This window comes from Algoriphagus ornithinivorans, assembly GCF_900115305.1.
Taxonomy (GTDB): domain Bacteria; phylum Bacteroidota; class Bacteroidia; order Cytophagales; family Cyclobacteriaceae; genus Algoriphagus; species Algoriphagus ornithinivorans.
Genome location: NZ_FOVW01000002.1, coordinates 327,015 through 342,407 on the forward strand (window position 1 = coordinate 327,015; position 15,393 = coordinate 342,407).

Sequence of the window (15,393 nt, forward strand, 5' to 3'; positions counted from 1 at the left end):
CTTGCTATTTCAATCCTGAGGGTATTTTTTTTGAATTTTTTTTTATTCTCCGAAGGAAACTGCTATCTCAGAATTTCTGTATTGACCGCTAGTTAGCTTGTCTTTTACAGCTGCAAAGGCCTGAACAGTTTCTTTTACATCTTCCAAAGTGTGAACAGCAGTAGGGATTAAACGCAAGATAATCATGCCTTTAGGTACTACTGGGTAAATCACTACTGAACAGAAGATGTTATAATTTTCTCTCAGGTCATAAGAAAGAGCTGCAGCTTCTCCAACTGTTCCGTTCAAGACCACTGGGGTAACTGGAGAATTTGATTTTCCTGTGCTAAAACCGTTTTCATGTAGCCCGCTTCTCAATGCATTGACTACTTTCCAAAGATTTGCCTTCAATTCTGGTTGGGTTTTTAGAAGCTCCAAACGCTTCAAAGCACCTTCTACCAAAAGCATAGGCAAAGATTTGGCGAAGATTTGAGATCTCATATTGAACCTCAAATAGTGAATCACTTTTTCTTCTCCTGCAATGAAAGCACCAATAGATGCCATAGATTTTGCGAATGTGGAGAAATAAAGGTCTACCTCTTCGATTACTCCCTGCTCTTCATGAGTTCCGGCACCGGTTTGTCCCATAGTTCCGAAACCATGAGCATCGTCAACCAATAAACGGAATTCAAATTTCTTTTTTAGTTCACAGATTTCTTTGAGTTTTCCCTGATCACCAGTCATTCCGAATACACCTTCCGTAATCACAAGGATACCTCCACCTGTTTCAGCGGCAAGTTTGGTCGCTCTTTCCAACTGCTTTTCGCAGTTTTCGATATCATTATGAGGGAAAACATATCTTTTTCCCATGTGCATTCTCAATGCATCAATAATACAGGCATGACATTCCGAGTCGTATACGACAACATCTTTTCTGTCCAATAGAGCATCAATTACAGACATGATGCCTTGATAGCCATAATTCAGTAAGTAGGCTTTCTCTTTGCCTACGAATTCAGCCAATTCATCCTCTAATTTTTCATGCAGTGAGGTTTGGCCTGACATCATTCTAGCTCCCATTGGGTATGCTGCACCCCATTTGGCTGCTGCATCAGCGTCAGTTTTCCTTACTTCAGGATGATTGGCCAGACCCAAATAATTATTCAGAGACCAAGTCAATACTTCTCTTCCCTGAAATTTCATACGGGGAGCAATCTCGCCCTCTAGTTTAGGGAACATGTAATAGCCATCTGAAAACTGAGAGTGTTTGCCCAGCGGGCCCAGATTGGTGTGTAGTTTTGCAAATAGATCCAAAGCTTATTGAATTTAAGTGATAAAGATTTTGCAATGATTTATTCATTCAAAATCCGCCAAAAATAAAACTTAAATGCCTACCAAGCAAAAATCCCTTGTCATACTGCTGCTTTCTTAACATTCCTCAAAATAATTTCCTTAATTCGCTTTTGACTTTGTACAGTACCCAAATTAGATTAGAGATCATGCCAAGTATTAAAAAATTGCTGGTAGCCAATAGAGGGGAAATTGCCCTTAGAATCATGCGCTCAGCAAAGGAAATGGGAATTAAAACCGTTGCAGTTTATTCAGAAGCCGATAGATTATCCCCCCATGTCAAATTTGCTGATGAGGCTATTTGCTTAGGACCTCCACCTTCTAATCAGTCCTATTTATTGGCAGATAAAATAATTGAAGCATGTAAAGAATTAGGAGTAGATGCCATTCATCCAGGATATGGGTTTTTATCAGAAAATGCGGGTTTTTCCCAAAAAGTCAGTGATGCAGGGATCATTTTTGTAGGGCCTTCCCCTGAATCTATTGAGGTTATGGGGAGTAAATTGGCAGCTAAGCAGGCGGTTTCTAAGTATGATATTCCATTGGTTCCGGGGACGGAAGAGGCCATTTCAGATATTGCAGCTGCTAAATCCAAGGCTCAAGAAATCGGATATCCAATCCTGATCAAGGCAAGCGCAGGAGGAGGAGGAAAGGGAATGCGGATTGTAGAATCTGAAGCGGAATTTGAGGAGCAAATGCAAAGGGCTGTTTCTGAGGCACAGTCTGCTTTTGGAGATGGTGCTGTGTTTATTGAAAAATTCATTACTTCTCCACGACATATAGAAATTCAAATTTTGGGCGATCAGCATGGAAATATTGTTTATCTATTTGAAAGAGAGTGTTCTATTCAGAGAAGACACCAAAAAGTAATTGAAGAAGCGCCTTCAGCCGTAGTGACTCCAGAAATGAGAAAAGCCATGGGAGAGGCAGCTGTGGGAGTAGCTAAGGCATGTAATTATTATGGTGCCGGAACAGTGGAATTCATTGTTGACGATAAATTGAACTTTTATTTCCTTGAGATGAATACCCGCCTTCAGGTAGAGCATCCTGTGACAGAGATGATTACGGGAAAGGATTTGGTAAAAGAGCAAATCTGGGTGGCTGAAGGGAAAAAATTGAACTTTGTTCAAGAGGATTTAAAAATTAACGGACATTCACTGGAAGTTCGTGTTTATGCCGAAGATCCGAGAAACAACTTTTTACCGGATATTGGAAAATTAATTACCTATAAAAGACCTCAAGGACCTGGAATTCGTGTGGATGATGGGTTTGAGGAAGGTATGGATATTCCAATTTATTATGATCCAATGATTGCCAAACTAATCACGCATGCAGAATCTAGAGAGGCTGCGATAGACAGAATGTTGAGGGCAATTGAGGATTATGAGATTACAGGAATTCAAACCACATTGGATTTTTGTCGTTTTGCTTTAGAGCATGAGGCCTTCGTCAGTGGAAATTTCGATACCAAATTCGTGGAAAGGTACTTTACTCCTGAAGTTTTGGACCAGAAGCTCTCTCCTGAAGAAGAAGAAATGTTGGCTGCTTTGGCGGTCGAATTTTTCAATGCTCAAAAATCAAAATCAACAAACAAAACTACTGAGTCTAACCCTTCCCAATCTACAAGCATGTGGAGGAATAGATTAAAATAATATGGCTGAAATACTACCATTAAGAGCTTGGAGGTATGCTGAGAAGTTTAGCTCCAAGTTGGAAGAACTTACTGCCCCACTTTTTGATGTGGTTTCTGAAAAGCAGAGAGAACAACTTTACCAAAATCCTTTAAATAGTATACACCTTTCTGTACCTAAAGGTCCCGAGCCTATAGAAAGAGTGAAGAATACTGTTTTAGAATGGAAAAAAGAAGGGATTATCTCTCAGGATATGCTTCCCGGAATTTATGTCTATTATCAATATTTCAGGCTTCCGGGAGAGCATGATGAGCGATGTAGAAAAGGGTTTATAGCTCAGATTAAAGCCTATAATTGGGATGAAAAACAAATTCTAAGGCATGAGAACACGATAGTCTCTGCGGTAAATGATAGAGTAGATCTTTTGAAGGCATCTAAAATCCAGGCAAGTCCCACTCATGGATTGTATGAGGACGAGGAATTCCAATTGGAGAAATACATGGATGCAGCTATTGAATCCCCATTGTATGAATTGGAGGATTACCAAGGAGTAAGGGAAGTTTTGGCGGTGATCCATGACGCAGAGGTTATTCAAAAGTTTTTGAATCTAATTCAAAAAAAGCAAATCATATTAGCAGATGGCCACCATCGCTTAGAAGGAGCTATTTCTTATCGCAATTCGATGAATGGAGAATATCAGGATAAGAAGTGGAAGGCTCATGATTATCATTTAATGTATTTAACCAATGCATTGGCGAATGATCTGAAAATTCTTCCCACTCATCGGCTTTTTTATGATATGGAAATCGAACAATCCACATTAATGAATAAGTTGGAGGATTGGTTTGTAGTCAAAAAATTCCCAGATCCGGATGAATTAGGTAATTATGCTTTTCATAAATCCCATACTTATGGTTTGGTGATAGGAGAGGAGTCCTACTTTTTGGAGTTAAAGGAAGAGAAGTTTGAAAATTTAAATTTGAACTTAGCGCCTGCTTTGAAAAACTTGGACTTAGTAGCTTTGCACGAAGTTCTCTTTAACCAGATTTTAGGAATCCCTTCAGAAGAACAAAGAAAATCACCCAAAATAGCCTACGAAAGAAATTTTGCGCGTTGTATCAGAGAAGTAAGATCCGGAAAAGCAATCTTTGCTTTAATTACCAGAGAATTAGAGATGGAGCAAGTATTGGAGGTTTGTAAATCCGGAGAAATGATGCCGCAGAAATCTACTTATTTTTATCCTAAAGCTCTCGGAGGATTGATTTTTGCGAGTATTGATCAAGACGAATTTGACTATGAATATGACGCCTTTTTTGAAAAAACTGAAGGACAAAAAGCTCATCTTAGCATCTAACTCTCCGAGAAGACAAGAGCTTCTTAAAGGGTTAGAGCTGGAATTTGAGATTAAAGTCAACCCTGTGGATGAGACGATTCCGGCAGATATTCCTGCGGAATACGTGGCGGCTTATCTCTCTAGGTTGAAATCAGAATCTTATTCTGAGGAACTTGAAGAAAATGAAATCCTCATTACATCTGATACTGTTGTCATCGAAAAAGGCCATGTTCTGGGCAAACCCAATTCAGAACAACAGGCTTTCGACATGATCAAAAGTTTATCCGGTGCTACGCATACAGTGATGACAGCTGTTACCATCAAGGATAGAAACAAGAGGATCACGCTTGAGGATGAAACGAAGGTAACCTTTCGATTTTTGGAAGAAGAGGAGATTTGGCATTATATCCGAGAATATAAGCCTTTCGACAAGGCGGGAGCTTATGGAATCCAGGAATGGATTGGATTTATAGGAGTAGCAAGTATTGAAGGATCTTACTTTAATGTAATGGGATTCCCCTTGCACTTGGTTTATGAGCAATTGAAAAAGTGGTAATGCTATTTGAGCAACTGCTCTAGACTTACTTTAAGTATTTGTCCCATATTTTGGCAAGACATGAACTTTTGGTTCTTATAATGTCTTGCCAATTCTTTTCTAAGGCTATCCACATTCTGCAAAGGAGCAATATGATCCTTTTCCATAGCGTTTAAAATTCCCTCGATTTCATGATAGGAAGACTTCAATCTTGTGGCGATCAAGGCTCTTTCTTCTCGTTGATACTGTCTCATGGATTCAGGAGTGATGTATTTCATTCCCAATTGAATTAAGACATTGTTTTCCTTGAAATATTGAGGCAAATAGATGGACTTTTTACCTTCATAGGTTTGCTGATCAAAATCAATCGCTCTGATTCTATAATGCGTCTCTTCGAAATCAGGAGTAACATCAATGACAAAATTAGAGGAGTGCATATCTCCCAAAAGTCTTACAAAGCAACGCTCATTGAATTTGACGAACTCTTTGGCGAGTCGAATAGGGTTCAGATGTGGATCTGCCATATGGAGACGCATAAATTTATCCCCTGGAATACCTGCTATATGTTCCTCAATTAAGGTGTTTTGATGAACAAGGTAACTGATTCTATTGGGAGAAAGTAAATGCTCTAGTTCCAATCCATATACTCTGGAGGCGTCTGCATTTTTGATATAGAAATAGTCAAAATTATCATTGATCCGATTAACAATCCTTACCCGAAATGGCTGCGTGTTTCCATAGATACAGAGATCAATTCTGTCTACATACAGGTGATCCATCACAGACATATCTCCTCCGGCTTTCAGGATAGCATAGATCTTTTTGACATTTAAATGGATTTCTTCTCGATCTGATTGATCATAAAATACTGTCTCCCAAAATGTGTCCTGTTCTTTGGAATCGTATAAAGCAATCGAATCAGTATATCTCAATAGCTCATGATAATGAATAGGAATATCCACCTCTCTTGAATATTCCAAGAGGTAGCTTCTCAACTCTGAGCTGATTTTGTATACTTTTTTCTTTTTGCTGATCAATGCCATTTCAAAAATCAACTTGTTGGCTTTTCTTCAGATTTCTGTCAAATATAAATGGGCCAAAGGGTAATACAGAAGCTATCAAGGCAAATAGAGTTCGGCTGAAATTCCATTTTAGCTTTGAAGCTGTAGGGAAAACGGTGTAGATGTATATAATGAAAAGAAGTCCATGAATCCAGCCCACAACTGTAACAGCCTGAGGCATATCCATCATGTATTTCAATGGCATAGCAATAAATAAGAGTACCAAAAATGATATTCCTTCAATCAAACTGATCCATTTAAATCGTTTGGCCCACAAGCTCTGCTCTGGAGTTAATTTTTTCATTTGGAAATATTAAAGAGAAGTTTCAAAGCGTTCCAGGTTTTAACTTTTAAATTTTTATCCTCTGAAATGGCTGTTAGAGAATCTGCGAACAAATACTCTGTTTCCTCCTCTGTGTGAATTTGATATTCATGGATGGGAAGCGCATTGATAGGGTGTTTGATTTTGCCAAACTTCAGAACAATATGCGCATTGATTGCTTGAAATTCCTCTAGGCTTTTTCCATGCAGTTCTTCCGAACTGACTAATCCAACTTCGCTCATACTATGTCCTACTGCCTGTATCATTTTCACAAGCATATCCATCACTGGGTCACTGAGTGCTGCCTCCTCGTGTAAAATCAGAATCCCTTTTTCAAACTTGCCACGAACTTTAATAGGTTCTATTTCAATCTCTTCAGTCTCAGGCTTTAATTCATCAGATTTGATTGGTTCTTCATGAGGAGTAGGGGGTACCTCATTTTTCTTGACAAGCTCTGATTTATTCTCTGAAACCTTGTTTTTCAATTCAGATTGATCTTCCTCGAAAAGATAAATCGGTTCTTGAAGTATATATTTTAATTCACCCAGTGATAAATTTTCCATGTCTGAAAATTGCTCAAAAAATCCCCTTAAGCCAAAAAAAGGGAAGACTTTGTGCCTTCCCTGATCATTATTTTGTGATGTCTAGATTGAATATGGATTTCAACTCCACTGCATCTTCTGGTTTCATTCTTTTTGCCAATACTAATCTCAATTGTCTTCTCCTCAAGGCTCCTTCGAAAAGTTCCTCTTCTTCTGCTGTCTCAGGTACTACCTCAGGCACTTCTATGGGTTTCCCGTTTTGGTCTACCGCAACAAATGTAAAGAAAGCTCTATGCGTAGTGATTTTTGTGCTAGCAGGAATATCTTCTGCGGTTACTTCAATATACACCTCCATTGAAGAATTGAAAGCCCTTGTTACTTTGGATTCCAATGTGACCACATTGCCAAGTTTAATGGGCTGCTTGAATGAAATGCTATCAGCAGAAGCTGTTACTACAATTCGGTTGGAATGCTTTTGAGCAGCGATGGCTGCAACCACATCCATCCAATGCATCAACCTTCCGCCCATGAGATTATTGAGTGTATTTGTGTCATTAGGTAGCACCATTTCTGTCATGATGGTAGCTGATTCCCTTGCAAATTTTTTCTTAGCCATAATCTTTAATTTCAACAAAAATAAAAATTAAATTTCTTAAAGCATGATATGAAAATATATTTTCAGAATATTATTCTGAAAAATATCTTAATTCTATTTCCATCCATCTTTTCCCAATAAGGGTACAAAAGCGAAGTAATCAAATTCTTCTCTTTCTAATTTTCCTCCTGCCTTCTTGGTGATTTTTACCATAGCTTGTCTACTTCTATCCCCAACAGGAATGACTAAAACTCCCCCAACCTTCAATTGTTGGGTTAGGGCTTCTGGTACTACTGGAGCTCCGGCGGTCACAATAATCTTATCGTAAGGGGCGAATTGAGGAAGACCTCCTGTACCATCTCCATAAAACAGGTTCATATCTATTCCCAGTCTTTTCAAAAATTTCTGGGTGCCCTCAAAAAGCTTTTTTTGATACTCAATAGTATAAACTTCTGCCCCTAAAAGATGCAGGATGCTTGCTTGGTAACCGGAACCAGTACCTATTTCTAAAACTTTATCCCCTTGCTGAATATCTAACAGTTCGGTTTGAAAGGCTACTGTATAAGGTTGCGAGATTGTCTGACCCTCACCAATTGGGAAAGCTTTGTCCTCATAGGCATGAGATATCAAGGCCGAATCAAAGAAAAAATGCCTGGGTAATGTGTTGATTGCATCTAAAACACGTTGACTTTGAATTCCTTTCTTTTTGAGTTCAGCTACAAGTGCTTTTCTTTTTCCTTTGTGGAGGTAGGTGTCTTCTAATTTAAGCAGTGGCATTGAATATGGAGTTTCAGTCGAAGTTAAAGGATATTTTGGCTTAATTTGAAACCTCAATGGGCAAAAATTGCTTATTCACTGAAAGCCAGTTCAAAGAAAATATATGTTTACAGGAATCATCGAATCATTCGGAGTCATTCAAAATATTACCAAAGAAGGTTCAAATGTTCATTTTGACTTGGAGTCAGAAATTTGTTCGGAATTAAAAATTGATCAATCGGTCGCTCATGATGGGGTATGTTTAACTGTAGTAAGAACAGACCCTAAAGCTTACAGAGTAACGGCTATTGATGAAACTATTCAAAAAACCAATCTAGCTGCTTGGAAAGTGGGTAAAAAGGTGAATTTGGAAAGATGCATGCCGGCTAATGGAAGGTTTGATGGGCATATTGTTCAAGGTCATGTGGATCAGACCGGAGTAGTGAAAAATATCAAAGATCAGGATGGTTCTTGGATTTTTGATTTGGAATTTGACCCTGCAACGGGCAATGTGACTGTTGAAAAAGGATCCATCACTATCAATGGCACTAGTTTGACATGCTTTAATTCAGGACCAGGTAGATTTTCAGTTGCTATTATCCCATATACCTACGAGCACACCAATTTCCATCAATTAGAAATAGGGGATTTGGTCAATTTGGAATTTGACATCGTGGGCAAATACATTCAAAGAATTTTAAGAGGATATCCTAATCCCTAATCCAAGTACTGTTTTTTGAAAAGAAAATAATAAGGATTGAACACATGGTGTTTGAAGATTTTACCTTCTTCATCAGGATAAATTTTTCGGTATTCCTCATCAGGTAAAAGCACAATGAAATTACCTACTCGGACAAAGTGATTGCTTGGGAAAAAAGCGGGAGATTCATAATCAGGGTATAGTTTCAATACCTGCTTTCCTGCATACTTCCCAAGAAATTTTTGGAAATTTTTCGTGGATTTTTTGGTTGGCTTATCCAGTTTCTTGTAAACCTTCTTGAAAATTAGGTTTCTTGGAAATTTCTGTGCCTTGATGATTCCTGAAACATCGGAGAAGGGATTTGTGCTGTTGAAATCATCAACTGTCTGGACTGAAAAAGGAACTTCAGGCACCCAGTCTGAAGCATTGACAACATTAAAGGCCCAACCGCCTTGATTCATGTACTCATAATCATAGGCGAAGTATAAATTACCCGGTTTAGGGGCGGCAGAGCAGTAAGTTTTAACTCTAATTTTTGAGGGCCAACTCCCTGATTGGTTTTTAACATTGAGCATTGCGCTAACCAAATTTGCTATGGCACCACCTTGAGAATGGCCTGCTATTATAAAGTCTTGATATCCATTGGCAATCAGTGAATCTATTTTTGGTGTCATTGTTTCGGACAAAGCTGCAGTTGCAAAAGTCCAACCCACATGAACCGCGGCTTTGGGATTTTTCGCAAAATCATATTTGAAGGTGTAATCATCTCGTATTTTCATGGATCCAGATGCAGGGATCATTGCAGCGTAGAAGTTTGCCAGCCAACTCGTAGGACTCTGAACTGTTCCTCTAATAGCTATTACAGCAATTTTCTCAGACTCTTGAACCCAAAGACTCCATTTATTTTCAAGTCCTACCACGGGTGAATCATATAATTTTTCTAAATCCTTTGGGGAAGGTATACCTACTTTCGTGCTGTCTGGTAGCCCATGGGTAAAAACACCCAGAAGTTGCAAGTATTCTTCAGCTTCAAAACCAGGTTTTAATTGAGCAAAGGCTTGAGATGCGAATAAAACCGTTAAAATTAGGCTTATGGATAGTTTTTTCATAAAAAAGAAAGCTCCTCTAAAATAAGGAGCTTTTATTAATTTTTGGAATGTAAGTTTAATTCATACTAAGAGTTTTAGTATCCACATCTTTGACCAATCTAAATCCAACATTGGATGTGCCCGAATCAAAAGCCTGACCTTGTCTTGCCGAGGGCCTGTAGTTGACACAATAATTTTCTGCACATAAAAAAGAGCCCCCTTTGATCACTCTTTCTTGTGCAAAGGGATTGTCTGGATTATAACACGGGTTCATTCCGGCATCTAGTTTGGGTGCTTTTCCTGCAATTCTGGCAAACTTGAGTGCATCATACCAGTCACTGGTTAGTTCCCACACATTCCCGATCATATCGTAAAGGCCAAAGCCATTTGGAGCAAAGGATTTTACAGGTGAAGTGCCAATGAAACCGTCTTTTCCTAAATTTTCATTGGGGAAGCTTCCTTGGAATGTATTGGCTAAATATTGCCCATTGGGCATTAATTCATCACCCCAAGCGAACCGCTTACCATTGATTCCTCCTCTAGCCGCAAATTCCCATTCCACTTCTGTAGGTAGTCTTTTTCCAGCCCATTCAGCAAAAGCTACCGCATCTTCATATGCGATATGAACTACAGGATGATTTTCTCTGCCTTCAAGATTGCTATCTGGACCTTCCGGATGTTGCCAGTTGGCTCCATTGACCCAGCTCCACCAAAGGGAAATATCTTGAAGCGGTACAGGAAAGGGAGGAGGGGTGAAAACCATTGAACCGGGCACTAAGACAGAGTCATCCGGTTTTGGAGTTCCCGGGGGAAGTTGCTTTTTCAGCTCCTCCCAATCAATCGGTCTTTCGCCTACAGTTAGGTAGCCTGTTTCATTTATAAACTTCTGGAATTCCTGATTAGTGACTTCATGCTCATCCATCCAAAAACTTTGTACTTCGATTTGAACTGCAGGTTTTTCAGCTTCATAAGCATCTGCATCATTGGTGCCCATGGTGAATTTTCCGCCTGGAATCCAAACCATTCCATCAGGTGTGTTTTCGGGTTTAGGGCTATCAGATAATTCAAAAAGATCTTCTTCTAATTGATTTTCTTTTTTTTCCTGACAAGCAAAGAAAGGAAGAAGAATTAAAAGACTGAGGTAATATTTTCTAGATTTAATAAGATTCATATAACTTGTTTTCGTATTGAAAAGTAACAAGTTTCTTATACAATGTCAGACTGATCATTGATAAGATTAGTTTTTTTGATAGCAATGGTTCTATCCTTCTTTCTGTAGATCAAAAAAAAAGCGGCTTTTAAGCCGCTTTTGTCTTTTAATAATTTGAGCTTACTCACCCGCATGCGCTGCTGCATGAAGTTTTCCCAGTTCTTGATCAATGGTCCACAAACCAATACCTTCTTCTCCAATGATATCGAATAGCTCTAATGCTCTTCTGGACATGGTTTCTTCTTCTCTTTGCTCAGTTACATACCATTGCATAAAGCTGAAAGTGGCGAAGTCTTTAGCAGAAAAGGCATGATCTACAATTGAATTGATGGATTTGGTCACTTTGATTTCATGCTCCAAAATCAATTCGAATATTTCTCTCAAGGAATTAAAATGGTTTCTGATTCCAGTGATCTCAGGTTGGATAGCATGTCCACCTGCCTCATTCACATATTGAAAGATTTTCATCATGTGCAATCTTTCTTCATCAGCATGGGTATAAAGATACTTTGCAGCATTCTCGTAACCCATCATATGACACCAAGATGCCATTGATAGATAGTAGGCAGAGGATTTACCCTCCATTTCAATCTGTTTGTTCAGTAATGCTTCTGTGTCGTGCAGCAGGGAACGCTGCAATGTGACTATTTCCTTTTGTTTCATAGCGATGTTATTTATACCAAATTAACCATTTCTAGGAACCAAGGTTCCAAAATTGCTTTTTTACAAGAAATTTAGAATTGATTTAATTAAATAGGTTTTATATCGCATTTCAATTTCCCCTTTATCTGGTCAAAGGAGATGGAAATACAGGTAATCCTTCAGCGCCGTATTCGGAAACAGACTGTACAGCGAAGAAATAATTATCCTTGGAGTAGGGCAATGTTAAATTGGTGTCTGTGGTGAAAAATTTCTTTTCCCAAACAGGAGAGGAGGTTTCACGCATCAAGACATAGTAACCCTTAACTTTTCCAACTTTCGGAGCTTCCCATAATAAGATGGAATGGTTACTCAATCCTCTCACATCAATTCTAACATTTTGTGGTTTACCGGCTGAATTCGCCAAGGTTGCCAATGAAGCCAAATTAACTCCTGAAACCTTTCTTAAATATTCAAAATCCATAAACTCAGGTAAGTCACCATATTGTATACCGTCTTCAACACGGACATTTTCATGCTGATAGTAGAAATTTTCATTCATTTCCGACATTCTAACAGCGGTAAAACCGTTTCTGGCAAAAGCTGTCTGATCTCCGCCTCTTAAGAATCTATCGGCTCTGTAAATCAATTTAACTTCAAATTGGTCCACATATCTTTCACCAAGCTCCTTGATATATCTTGCTAGAAGTCTGGAGTCAGAGTCATTATCCGAACCAGTATATCTTCTGATAGAAGCTTCTCTTTCTGTTTCAGCCACTGGAATAGTTTCTGAAAAAACTCTCATTTTGAGATTGTCTTTGATCAAGGTTCCGGATGATTCACTATTCCCTACAATATCATTATTGAGTACTGCAGCGATATTCCAACCTTCTTCTTTGGCTTTATCCGACATGTAGGTTGCGCCCTTAAGACCTTGCTCTTCCCCTGTAAATGCCACAAATTTGATGGTGGTAGGAAAAGAATGTGAAGCCATGATTCTTGCCAATTCAATCACAGCCGCTGTACCGCTTCCGTCATCATTAGCTCCAGGTGCCTGATTGTCGGGATCCATCACATTTTTATTTCGTGAATCCATATGGGCGGAGATAATAAATATTCTGCTATCGTTTGGATCTGTGCCTTTTATTGTAGCCACCACATTAGCAGCAGGGGAGTCTTTTTCTATTCTTCTTCCATCAGCAGGAATGGTAAAACGCTCGATTTCTGCACTCATTCTACCGGATGAGTTTTTGGCAAATTGATTAAATTTAGAAAGTACCCAGTTCTGAGCAGCAGGCATTCCATTTACTTCATCGGTATTTAAAGTGTGTCTAGAGTTAAATGAAGCTAGTTTTCTCACATAGGATTCCAAAGTATCCGCAGAAATTTCCTGAACCATTTGGTCTATTTCAGGATTTCGGATGATTAATGTTTGTGCAATGATCTGCTGGGAAAAAATCCCCAACAGTAGGGTGTATAAAATTTTACGCATGGTAAGGTTGATTAATTGCTTAAGCCTAAATTTACCCTCAGACTTTAAAATAACAGCATAATTTTACATGAACACCTTCTTACTTCCCAACAAAGGCGAATACCCTGCTTATTATTCTACCTATATGGACTTGGTTCCGGAAACTCCTTTTTGCGAGTTGGTGGAAAGCCAAATTGAAGACTTGAAAAGCTTATTTGCATCCAAACCTGAAAATTGGTCTGACCATCCTTACCAAAGTGGAAAATGGTCACCCAAGGAAGTCTTGGGTCATGTGATAGATACAGAAAGAATTATGACTTTCCGTGCATTGTGTTTTGCGAGAGGTGAAAAATCTGCTTTACCTGGCTTTGATCAGGATCCGTATGTTTTGAATGCCCGCTTTGGTTCGGTTCAGTCTGACTTACTAATCAAAGACTTTGAAGCTCAGAGAAAAGCCTTGATGACCTTAATCCAAACACTTCGTGAAGATGTTTTGGATTTTAAAGGTGAAGCCAATGGAAACACCATTACTCCGAGAGCCTTATTTTGGATTATTCCTGGGCATTTCATTCACCATTTGAATATTCTAAAAGAAAGATACTGATGAGATTAGAGATAGCTGTTGTAGACGCATTTACTGAAAAGGCTTTTTCAGGCAATCCAGCGGGCGTTTGTCTGCTGGATGATCCTTTAGAAAAAGAGTTGATGCAATCCATAGCCATGGAGATGAATCTGAGTGAAACTGCCTTCGTGCAAAGAACTGAGAATCCCAATCATTTTTCCCTACGCTGGTTTACTCCTACTTTGGAAATTGATCTTTGTGGGCACGCCACATTGGCATCTTCATTTTGGATGCTTCAAAAAGGTTGGTCCCAGGCAGGAGAAACGATTCATTTTCACACCTTAAGTGGTGAATTGAGAGTAATAGGAAATGAGGATGGATTGGAAATGAATTTCCCTTTGATCCCCACTTTTGAAGATCTGCATCCACATTTTAAAAGTGAACTATTCGGAGAAAAGATCATATCGGCTGCACAATTGAGAAAGAACTGGATTTTTGAGCTGGAGTCAGCAGAGGCTGTAAAAAGACTTAAGCCTGATTTTATGGAGATTGCAGCTCACAGCGAGGAAGGCTTTATCATTACCGCCGCAGGGAATGGCGATTTTGACATTGTATCTAGGTTTTTTGGACCCAACGTGGGAGTACCTGAGGATCCTGTAACTGGCTTTGCACACTGCGCATTGATGGATTTTTGGTATCAAAAAACTGGTAAGATGCAGTTGAAAGCAAATCAGGCTAGTAAAAGAGGCGGGAAATTATTTTTGGAAAAACACGATGATCGAGTGATATTACGGGGAAAAGCAGTTGCTGTTCTTCAGGGATTTATTGAAGTGTAATGGAGGAAAGTTTTCAGGAAGTCAAAGATTTCAAAAAAAGAACTCTAAAGAGAGTATTTACCAATTTTACCGAATATTGGTTGACTGACGGTAGTTTTGGCCTGCTTTTGCTGATTCTACTGTTTACCATTTTCATTCTCCCCATATTAATAGAATATGGTCATGTGGAGATGATCTTTGTGAACTTGGTTTTTCTTTTCTTGTTTTTTACGGGAATTTGGTCTTCAACGCAGCGATTCTTAATAATTTTTACGGCTTTATTATTCTTTGCTCAATTAACGCTCAGGATTCTCAGATTTTCGGACCTTCCGGTTCAGTTTTACCTGACAGAAAGAATTGTAGGTATACTGAATATGTCCATATTTATATTTTTGAATCTCAGACTCTTATTTAGAGACAGGGAGTTTAATGTTTATAGAGTCATTGGTGCAATTAATGTGTATTTATGTGTAGCCTTATTAGGGGCCTTTGTTTTTGAAATTATCCATTTGACTTTAGGAAACAGTATTTCGGGAGAGCTAGACTTGAAAGGATTAGATGATGATTATGCCCAGTACATTTATTTTAGTTTAGTATCTCTCACTACTGTCGGCTTCGGAGACCTTTACCCAGTAAACATCATGTCTAAAATGCTTTCAGTGTTCTTGAGCACAGTAGGGATTTTATATCCCGCAGTGGTCATCGCAAAATTGGTTAGTGAAAGTAAAAGATGAGTCCACTGGTGTAAAAGGCCCTGCTTTATTTTATCATTCCCCTTAGCTTTCTTTCTAAATCACTAAACTC

General features: G+C 38.8%; 17 protein-coding genes. 7 read left to right on the forward strand and 10 right to left on the reverse strand.

Annotated features, from left to right (window positions below; translation table 11 throughout):
* Nucleotides 1-42 precede the first annotated feature (42 nt).
* Nucleotides 43-1,293, reverse strand: coding sequence for an aminotransferase class I/II-fold pyridoxal phosphate-dependent enzyme (locus tag BM073_RS03570; protein ID WP_091650481.1), 1,251 nt, complete (start codon nt 1,291-1,293; stop codon nt 43-45).
* 185 nt (nt 1,294-1,478) lie between these two features.
* Between BM073_RS03570 and accC the strand changes: the two genes are divergently transcribed.
* Genes accC through BM073_RS03585 form a run of 3 tightly spaced genes read left to right on the forward strand, consistent with a single transcriptional unit; the run spans nt 1,479 to nt 4,849 of the window.
* On the forward strand, nt 1,479-2,981 hold the full coding sequence (gene accC, locus BM073_RS03575; protein WP_091650484.1) for an acetyl-CoA carboxylase biotin carboxylase subunit: 1,503 nt from the start codon (nt 1,479-1,481) through the stop codon (nt 2,979-2,981).
* Between the two features lies 1 nt (nt 2,982).
* Nucleotides 2,983-4,314 (forward strand): DUF1015 domain-containing protein, encoded by a 1,332-nt coding sequence (locus BM073_RS03580; RefSeq protein WP_091650486.1) that lies wholly within the window; start codon nt 2,983-2,985, stop codon nt 4,312-4,314.
* The gene (locus tag BM073_RS03585; RefSeq protein ID WP_245756362.1) at nt 4,256-4,849 is read left to right on the forward strand and encodes a Maf family nucleotide pyrophosphatase; all 594 of its coding nucleotides are present in this window, start codon (nt 4,256-4,258) and stop codon (nt 4,847-4,849) included. The genes BM073_RS03580 and BM073_RS03585 overlap by 59 nt, the downstream gene beginning before the upstream one ends.
* Nucleotides 4,850-4,851: 2 nt before the next feature.
* Here BM073_RS03585 and BM073_RS03590 read toward each other — a convergent pair whose 3' ends face one another.
* The 5 genes from BM073_RS03590 to BM073_RS03610 form a co-directional block, all read right to left on the reverse strand.
* Nucleotides 4,852-5,871 carry a hypothetical protein gene (locus tag BM073_RS03590; protein WP_091650938.1) on the reverse strand — a complete coding sequence of 340 codons (1,020 nt, stop codon included), beginning with the start codon at nt 5,869-5,871 and terminating at the stop codon, nt 4,852-4,854.
* Nucleotide 5,872: 1 nt separating this feature from the next.
* A complete protein-coding gene (locus tag BM073_RS03595; RefSeq protein WP_091650489.1) occupies nt 5,873-6,193 on the reverse strand; it encodes a DUF3817 domain-containing protein in 321 nt (106 codons plus the stop codon).
* Nucleotides 6,190-6,774, reverse strand: a complete 585-nt coding sequence (locus tag BM073_RS03600; protein ID WP_091650491.1) for a hypothetical protein — start codon at nt 6,772-6,774, stop codon at nt 6,190-6,192. The genes BM073_RS03595 and BM073_RS03600 overlap by 4 nt, the downstream gene beginning before the upstream one ends.
* A 67-nt stretch (nt 6,775-6,841) precedes the next feature.
* On the reverse strand, nt 6,842-7,369 hold the full coding sequence (locus tag BM073_RS03605) for an acyl-CoA thioesterase (RefSeq protein ID WP_091650494.1): 528 nt from the start codon (nt 7,367-7,369) through the stop codon (nt 6,842-6,844).
* A 93-nt stretch (nt 7,370-7,462) separates the two neighbouring features.
* Nucleotides 7,463-8,119: a protein-L-isoaspartate(D-aspartate) O-methyltransferase gene (locus tag BM073_RS03610; protein ID WP_091650941.1), complete on the reverse strand. Its 657-nt coding sequence runs from the start codon at nt 8,117-8,119 to the stop codon at nt 7,463-7,465.
* Nucleotides 8,120-8,228: 109 nt separating this feature from the next.
* On the opposite strand from BM073_RS03610, the gene BM073_RS03615 reads away from it, so the two are divergent.
* Nucleotides 8,229-8,825: a riboflavin synthase gene (locus BM073_RS03615; RefSeq protein ID WP_091650497.1), complete on the forward strand. Its 597-nt coding sequence runs from the start codon at nt 8,229-8,231 to the stop codon at nt 8,823-8,825.
* Here the strand turns inward: BM073_RS03615 and BM073_RS03620 are convergent.
* The 4 genes from BM073_RS03620 to BM073_RS03635 form a co-directional block, all read right to left on the reverse strand.
* On the reverse strand, nt 8,822-9,913 hold the full coding sequence (locus BM073_RS03620) for a lipase family protein (protein WP_091650500.1): 1,092 nt from the start codon (nt 9,911-9,913) through the stop codon (nt 8,822-8,824). The two genes, BM073_RS03615 and BM073_RS03620, sit on opposite strands and share 4 nt — an antisense overlap.
* A gap of 55 nt (nt 9,914-9,968) precedes the next feature.
* Nucleotides 9,969-11,063, reverse strand: a complete 1,095-nt coding sequence (locus BM073_RS03625; protein WP_091650503.1) for a formylglycine-generating enzyme family protein — start codon at nt 11,061-11,063, stop codon at nt 9,969-9,971.
* Between the two features lie 159 nt (nt 11,064-11,222).
* The gene (locus BM073_RS03630) at nt 11,223-11,765 is read right to left on the reverse strand and encodes a ferritin (protein ID WP_091650506.1); all 543 of its coding nucleotides are present in this window, start codon (nt 11,763-11,765) and stop codon (nt 11,223-11,225) included.
* A gap of 121 nt (nt 11,766-11,886) precedes the next feature.
* On the reverse strand, nt 11,887-13,233 hold the full coding sequence (locus BM073_RS03635; protein ID WP_091650511.1) for a M28 family metallopeptidase: 1,347 nt from the start codon (nt 13,231-13,233) through the stop codon (nt 11,887-11,889).
* A gap of 67 nt (nt 13,234-13,300) precedes the next feature.
* On the opposite strand from BM073_RS03635, the gene BM073_RS03640 reads away from it, so the two are divergent.
* The 3 genes from BM073_RS03640 to BM073_RS03650 are packed head-to-tail and all read left to right on the forward strand — an operon-like array spanning nt 13,301 to nt 15,323.
* Nucleotides 13,301-13,816, forward strand: a complete 516-nt coding sequence (locus BM073_RS03640; protein WP_091650513.1) for a DinB family protein — start codon at nt 13,301-13,303, stop codon at nt 13,814-13,816.
* Nucleotides 13,816-14,610 (forward strand): PhzF family protein, encoded by a 795-nt coding sequence (locus BM073_RS03645; RefSeq protein ID WP_091650516.1) that lies wholly within the window; start codon nt 13,816-13,818, stop codon nt 14,608-14,610. The genes BM073_RS03640 and BM073_RS03645 overlap by 1 nt, the downstream gene beginning before the upstream one ends.
* Nucleotides 14,610-15,323, forward strand: coding sequence for a potassium channel family protein (locus tag BM073_RS03650; RefSeq protein WP_091650518.1), 714 nt, complete (start codon nt 14,610-14,612; stop codon nt 15,321-15,323). The genes BM073_RS03645 and BM073_RS03650 overlap by 1 nt, the downstream gene beginning before the upstream one ends.
* Nucleotides 15,324-15,393 lie beyond the last annotated feature (70 nt).

What these genes read in the sequence shown, in the direction of transcription:
- BM073_RS03600 (WP_091650491.1), bottom strand. Translation starts at nt 6,774, where the DNA reads ATGGAAAATTTATCACTGGGTGAATTAAAATATATACTTCAAGAACCG.
- BM073_RS03580 (WP_091650486.1), top strand. Translation starts at nt 2,983, where the DNA reads ATGGCTGAAATACTACCATTAAGAGCTTGGAGGTATGCTGAGAAGTTT.
- BM073_RS03625 (WP_091650503.1), bottom strand. Translation starts at nt 11,063, where the DNA reads ATGAATCTTATTAAATCTAGAAAATATTACCTCAGTCTTTTAATTCTT.
- accC (WP_091650484.1), top strand. Translation starts at nt 1,479, where the DNA reads ATGCCAAGTATTAAAAAATTGCTGGTAGCCAATAGAGGGGAAATTGCC.
- BM073_RS03605 (WP_091650494.1), bottom strand. Translation starts at nt 7,369, where the DNA reads ATGGCTAAGAAAAAATTTGCAAGGGAATCAGCTACCATCATGACAGAA.
- BM073_RS03640 (WP_091650513.1), top strand. Translation starts at nt 13,301, where the DNA reads ATGAACACCTTCTTACTTCCCAACAAAGGCGAATACCCTGCTTATTAT.
- BM073_RS03615 (WP_091650497.1), top strand. Translation starts at nt 8,229, where the DNA reads ATGTTTACAGGAATCATCGAATCATTCGGAGTCATTCAAAATATTACC.
- BM073_RS03650 (WP_091650518.1), top strand. Translation starts at nt 14,610, where the DNA reads ATGGAGGAAAGTTTTCAGGAAGTCAAAGATTTCAAAAAAAGAACTCTA.
- BM073_RS03620 (WP_091650500.1), bottom strand. Translation starts at nt 9,913, where the DNA reads ATGAAAAAACTATCCATAAGCCTAATTTTAACGGTTTTATTCGCATCT.
- BM073_RS03635 (WP_091650511.1), bottom strand. Translation starts at nt 13,233, where the DNA reads ATGCGTAAAATTTTATACACCCTACTGTTGGGGATTTTTTCCCAGCAG.
- BM073_RS03645 (WP_091650516.1), top strand. Translation starts at nt 13,816, where the DNA reads ATGAGATTAGAGATAGCTGTTGTAGACGCATTTACTGAAAAGGCTTTT.
- BM073_RS03590 (WP_091650938.1), bottom strand. Translation starts at nt 5,871, where the DNA reads ATGGCATTGATCAGCAAAAAGAAAAAAGTATACAAAATCAGCTCAGAG.
- BM073_RS03630 (WP_091650506.1), bottom strand. Translation starts at nt 11,765, where the DNA reads ATGAAACAAAAGGAAATAGTCACATTGCAGCGTTCCCTGCTGCACGAC.
- BM073_RS03595 (WP_091650489.1), bottom strand. Translation starts at nt 6,193, where the DNA reads ATGAAAAAATTAACTCCAGAGCAGAGCTTGTGGGCCAAACGATTTAAA.
- BM073_RS03585 (WP_245756362.1), top strand. Translation starts at nt 4,256, where the DNA reads ATGAATATGACGCCTTTTTTGAAAAAACTGAAGGACAAAAAGCTCATC.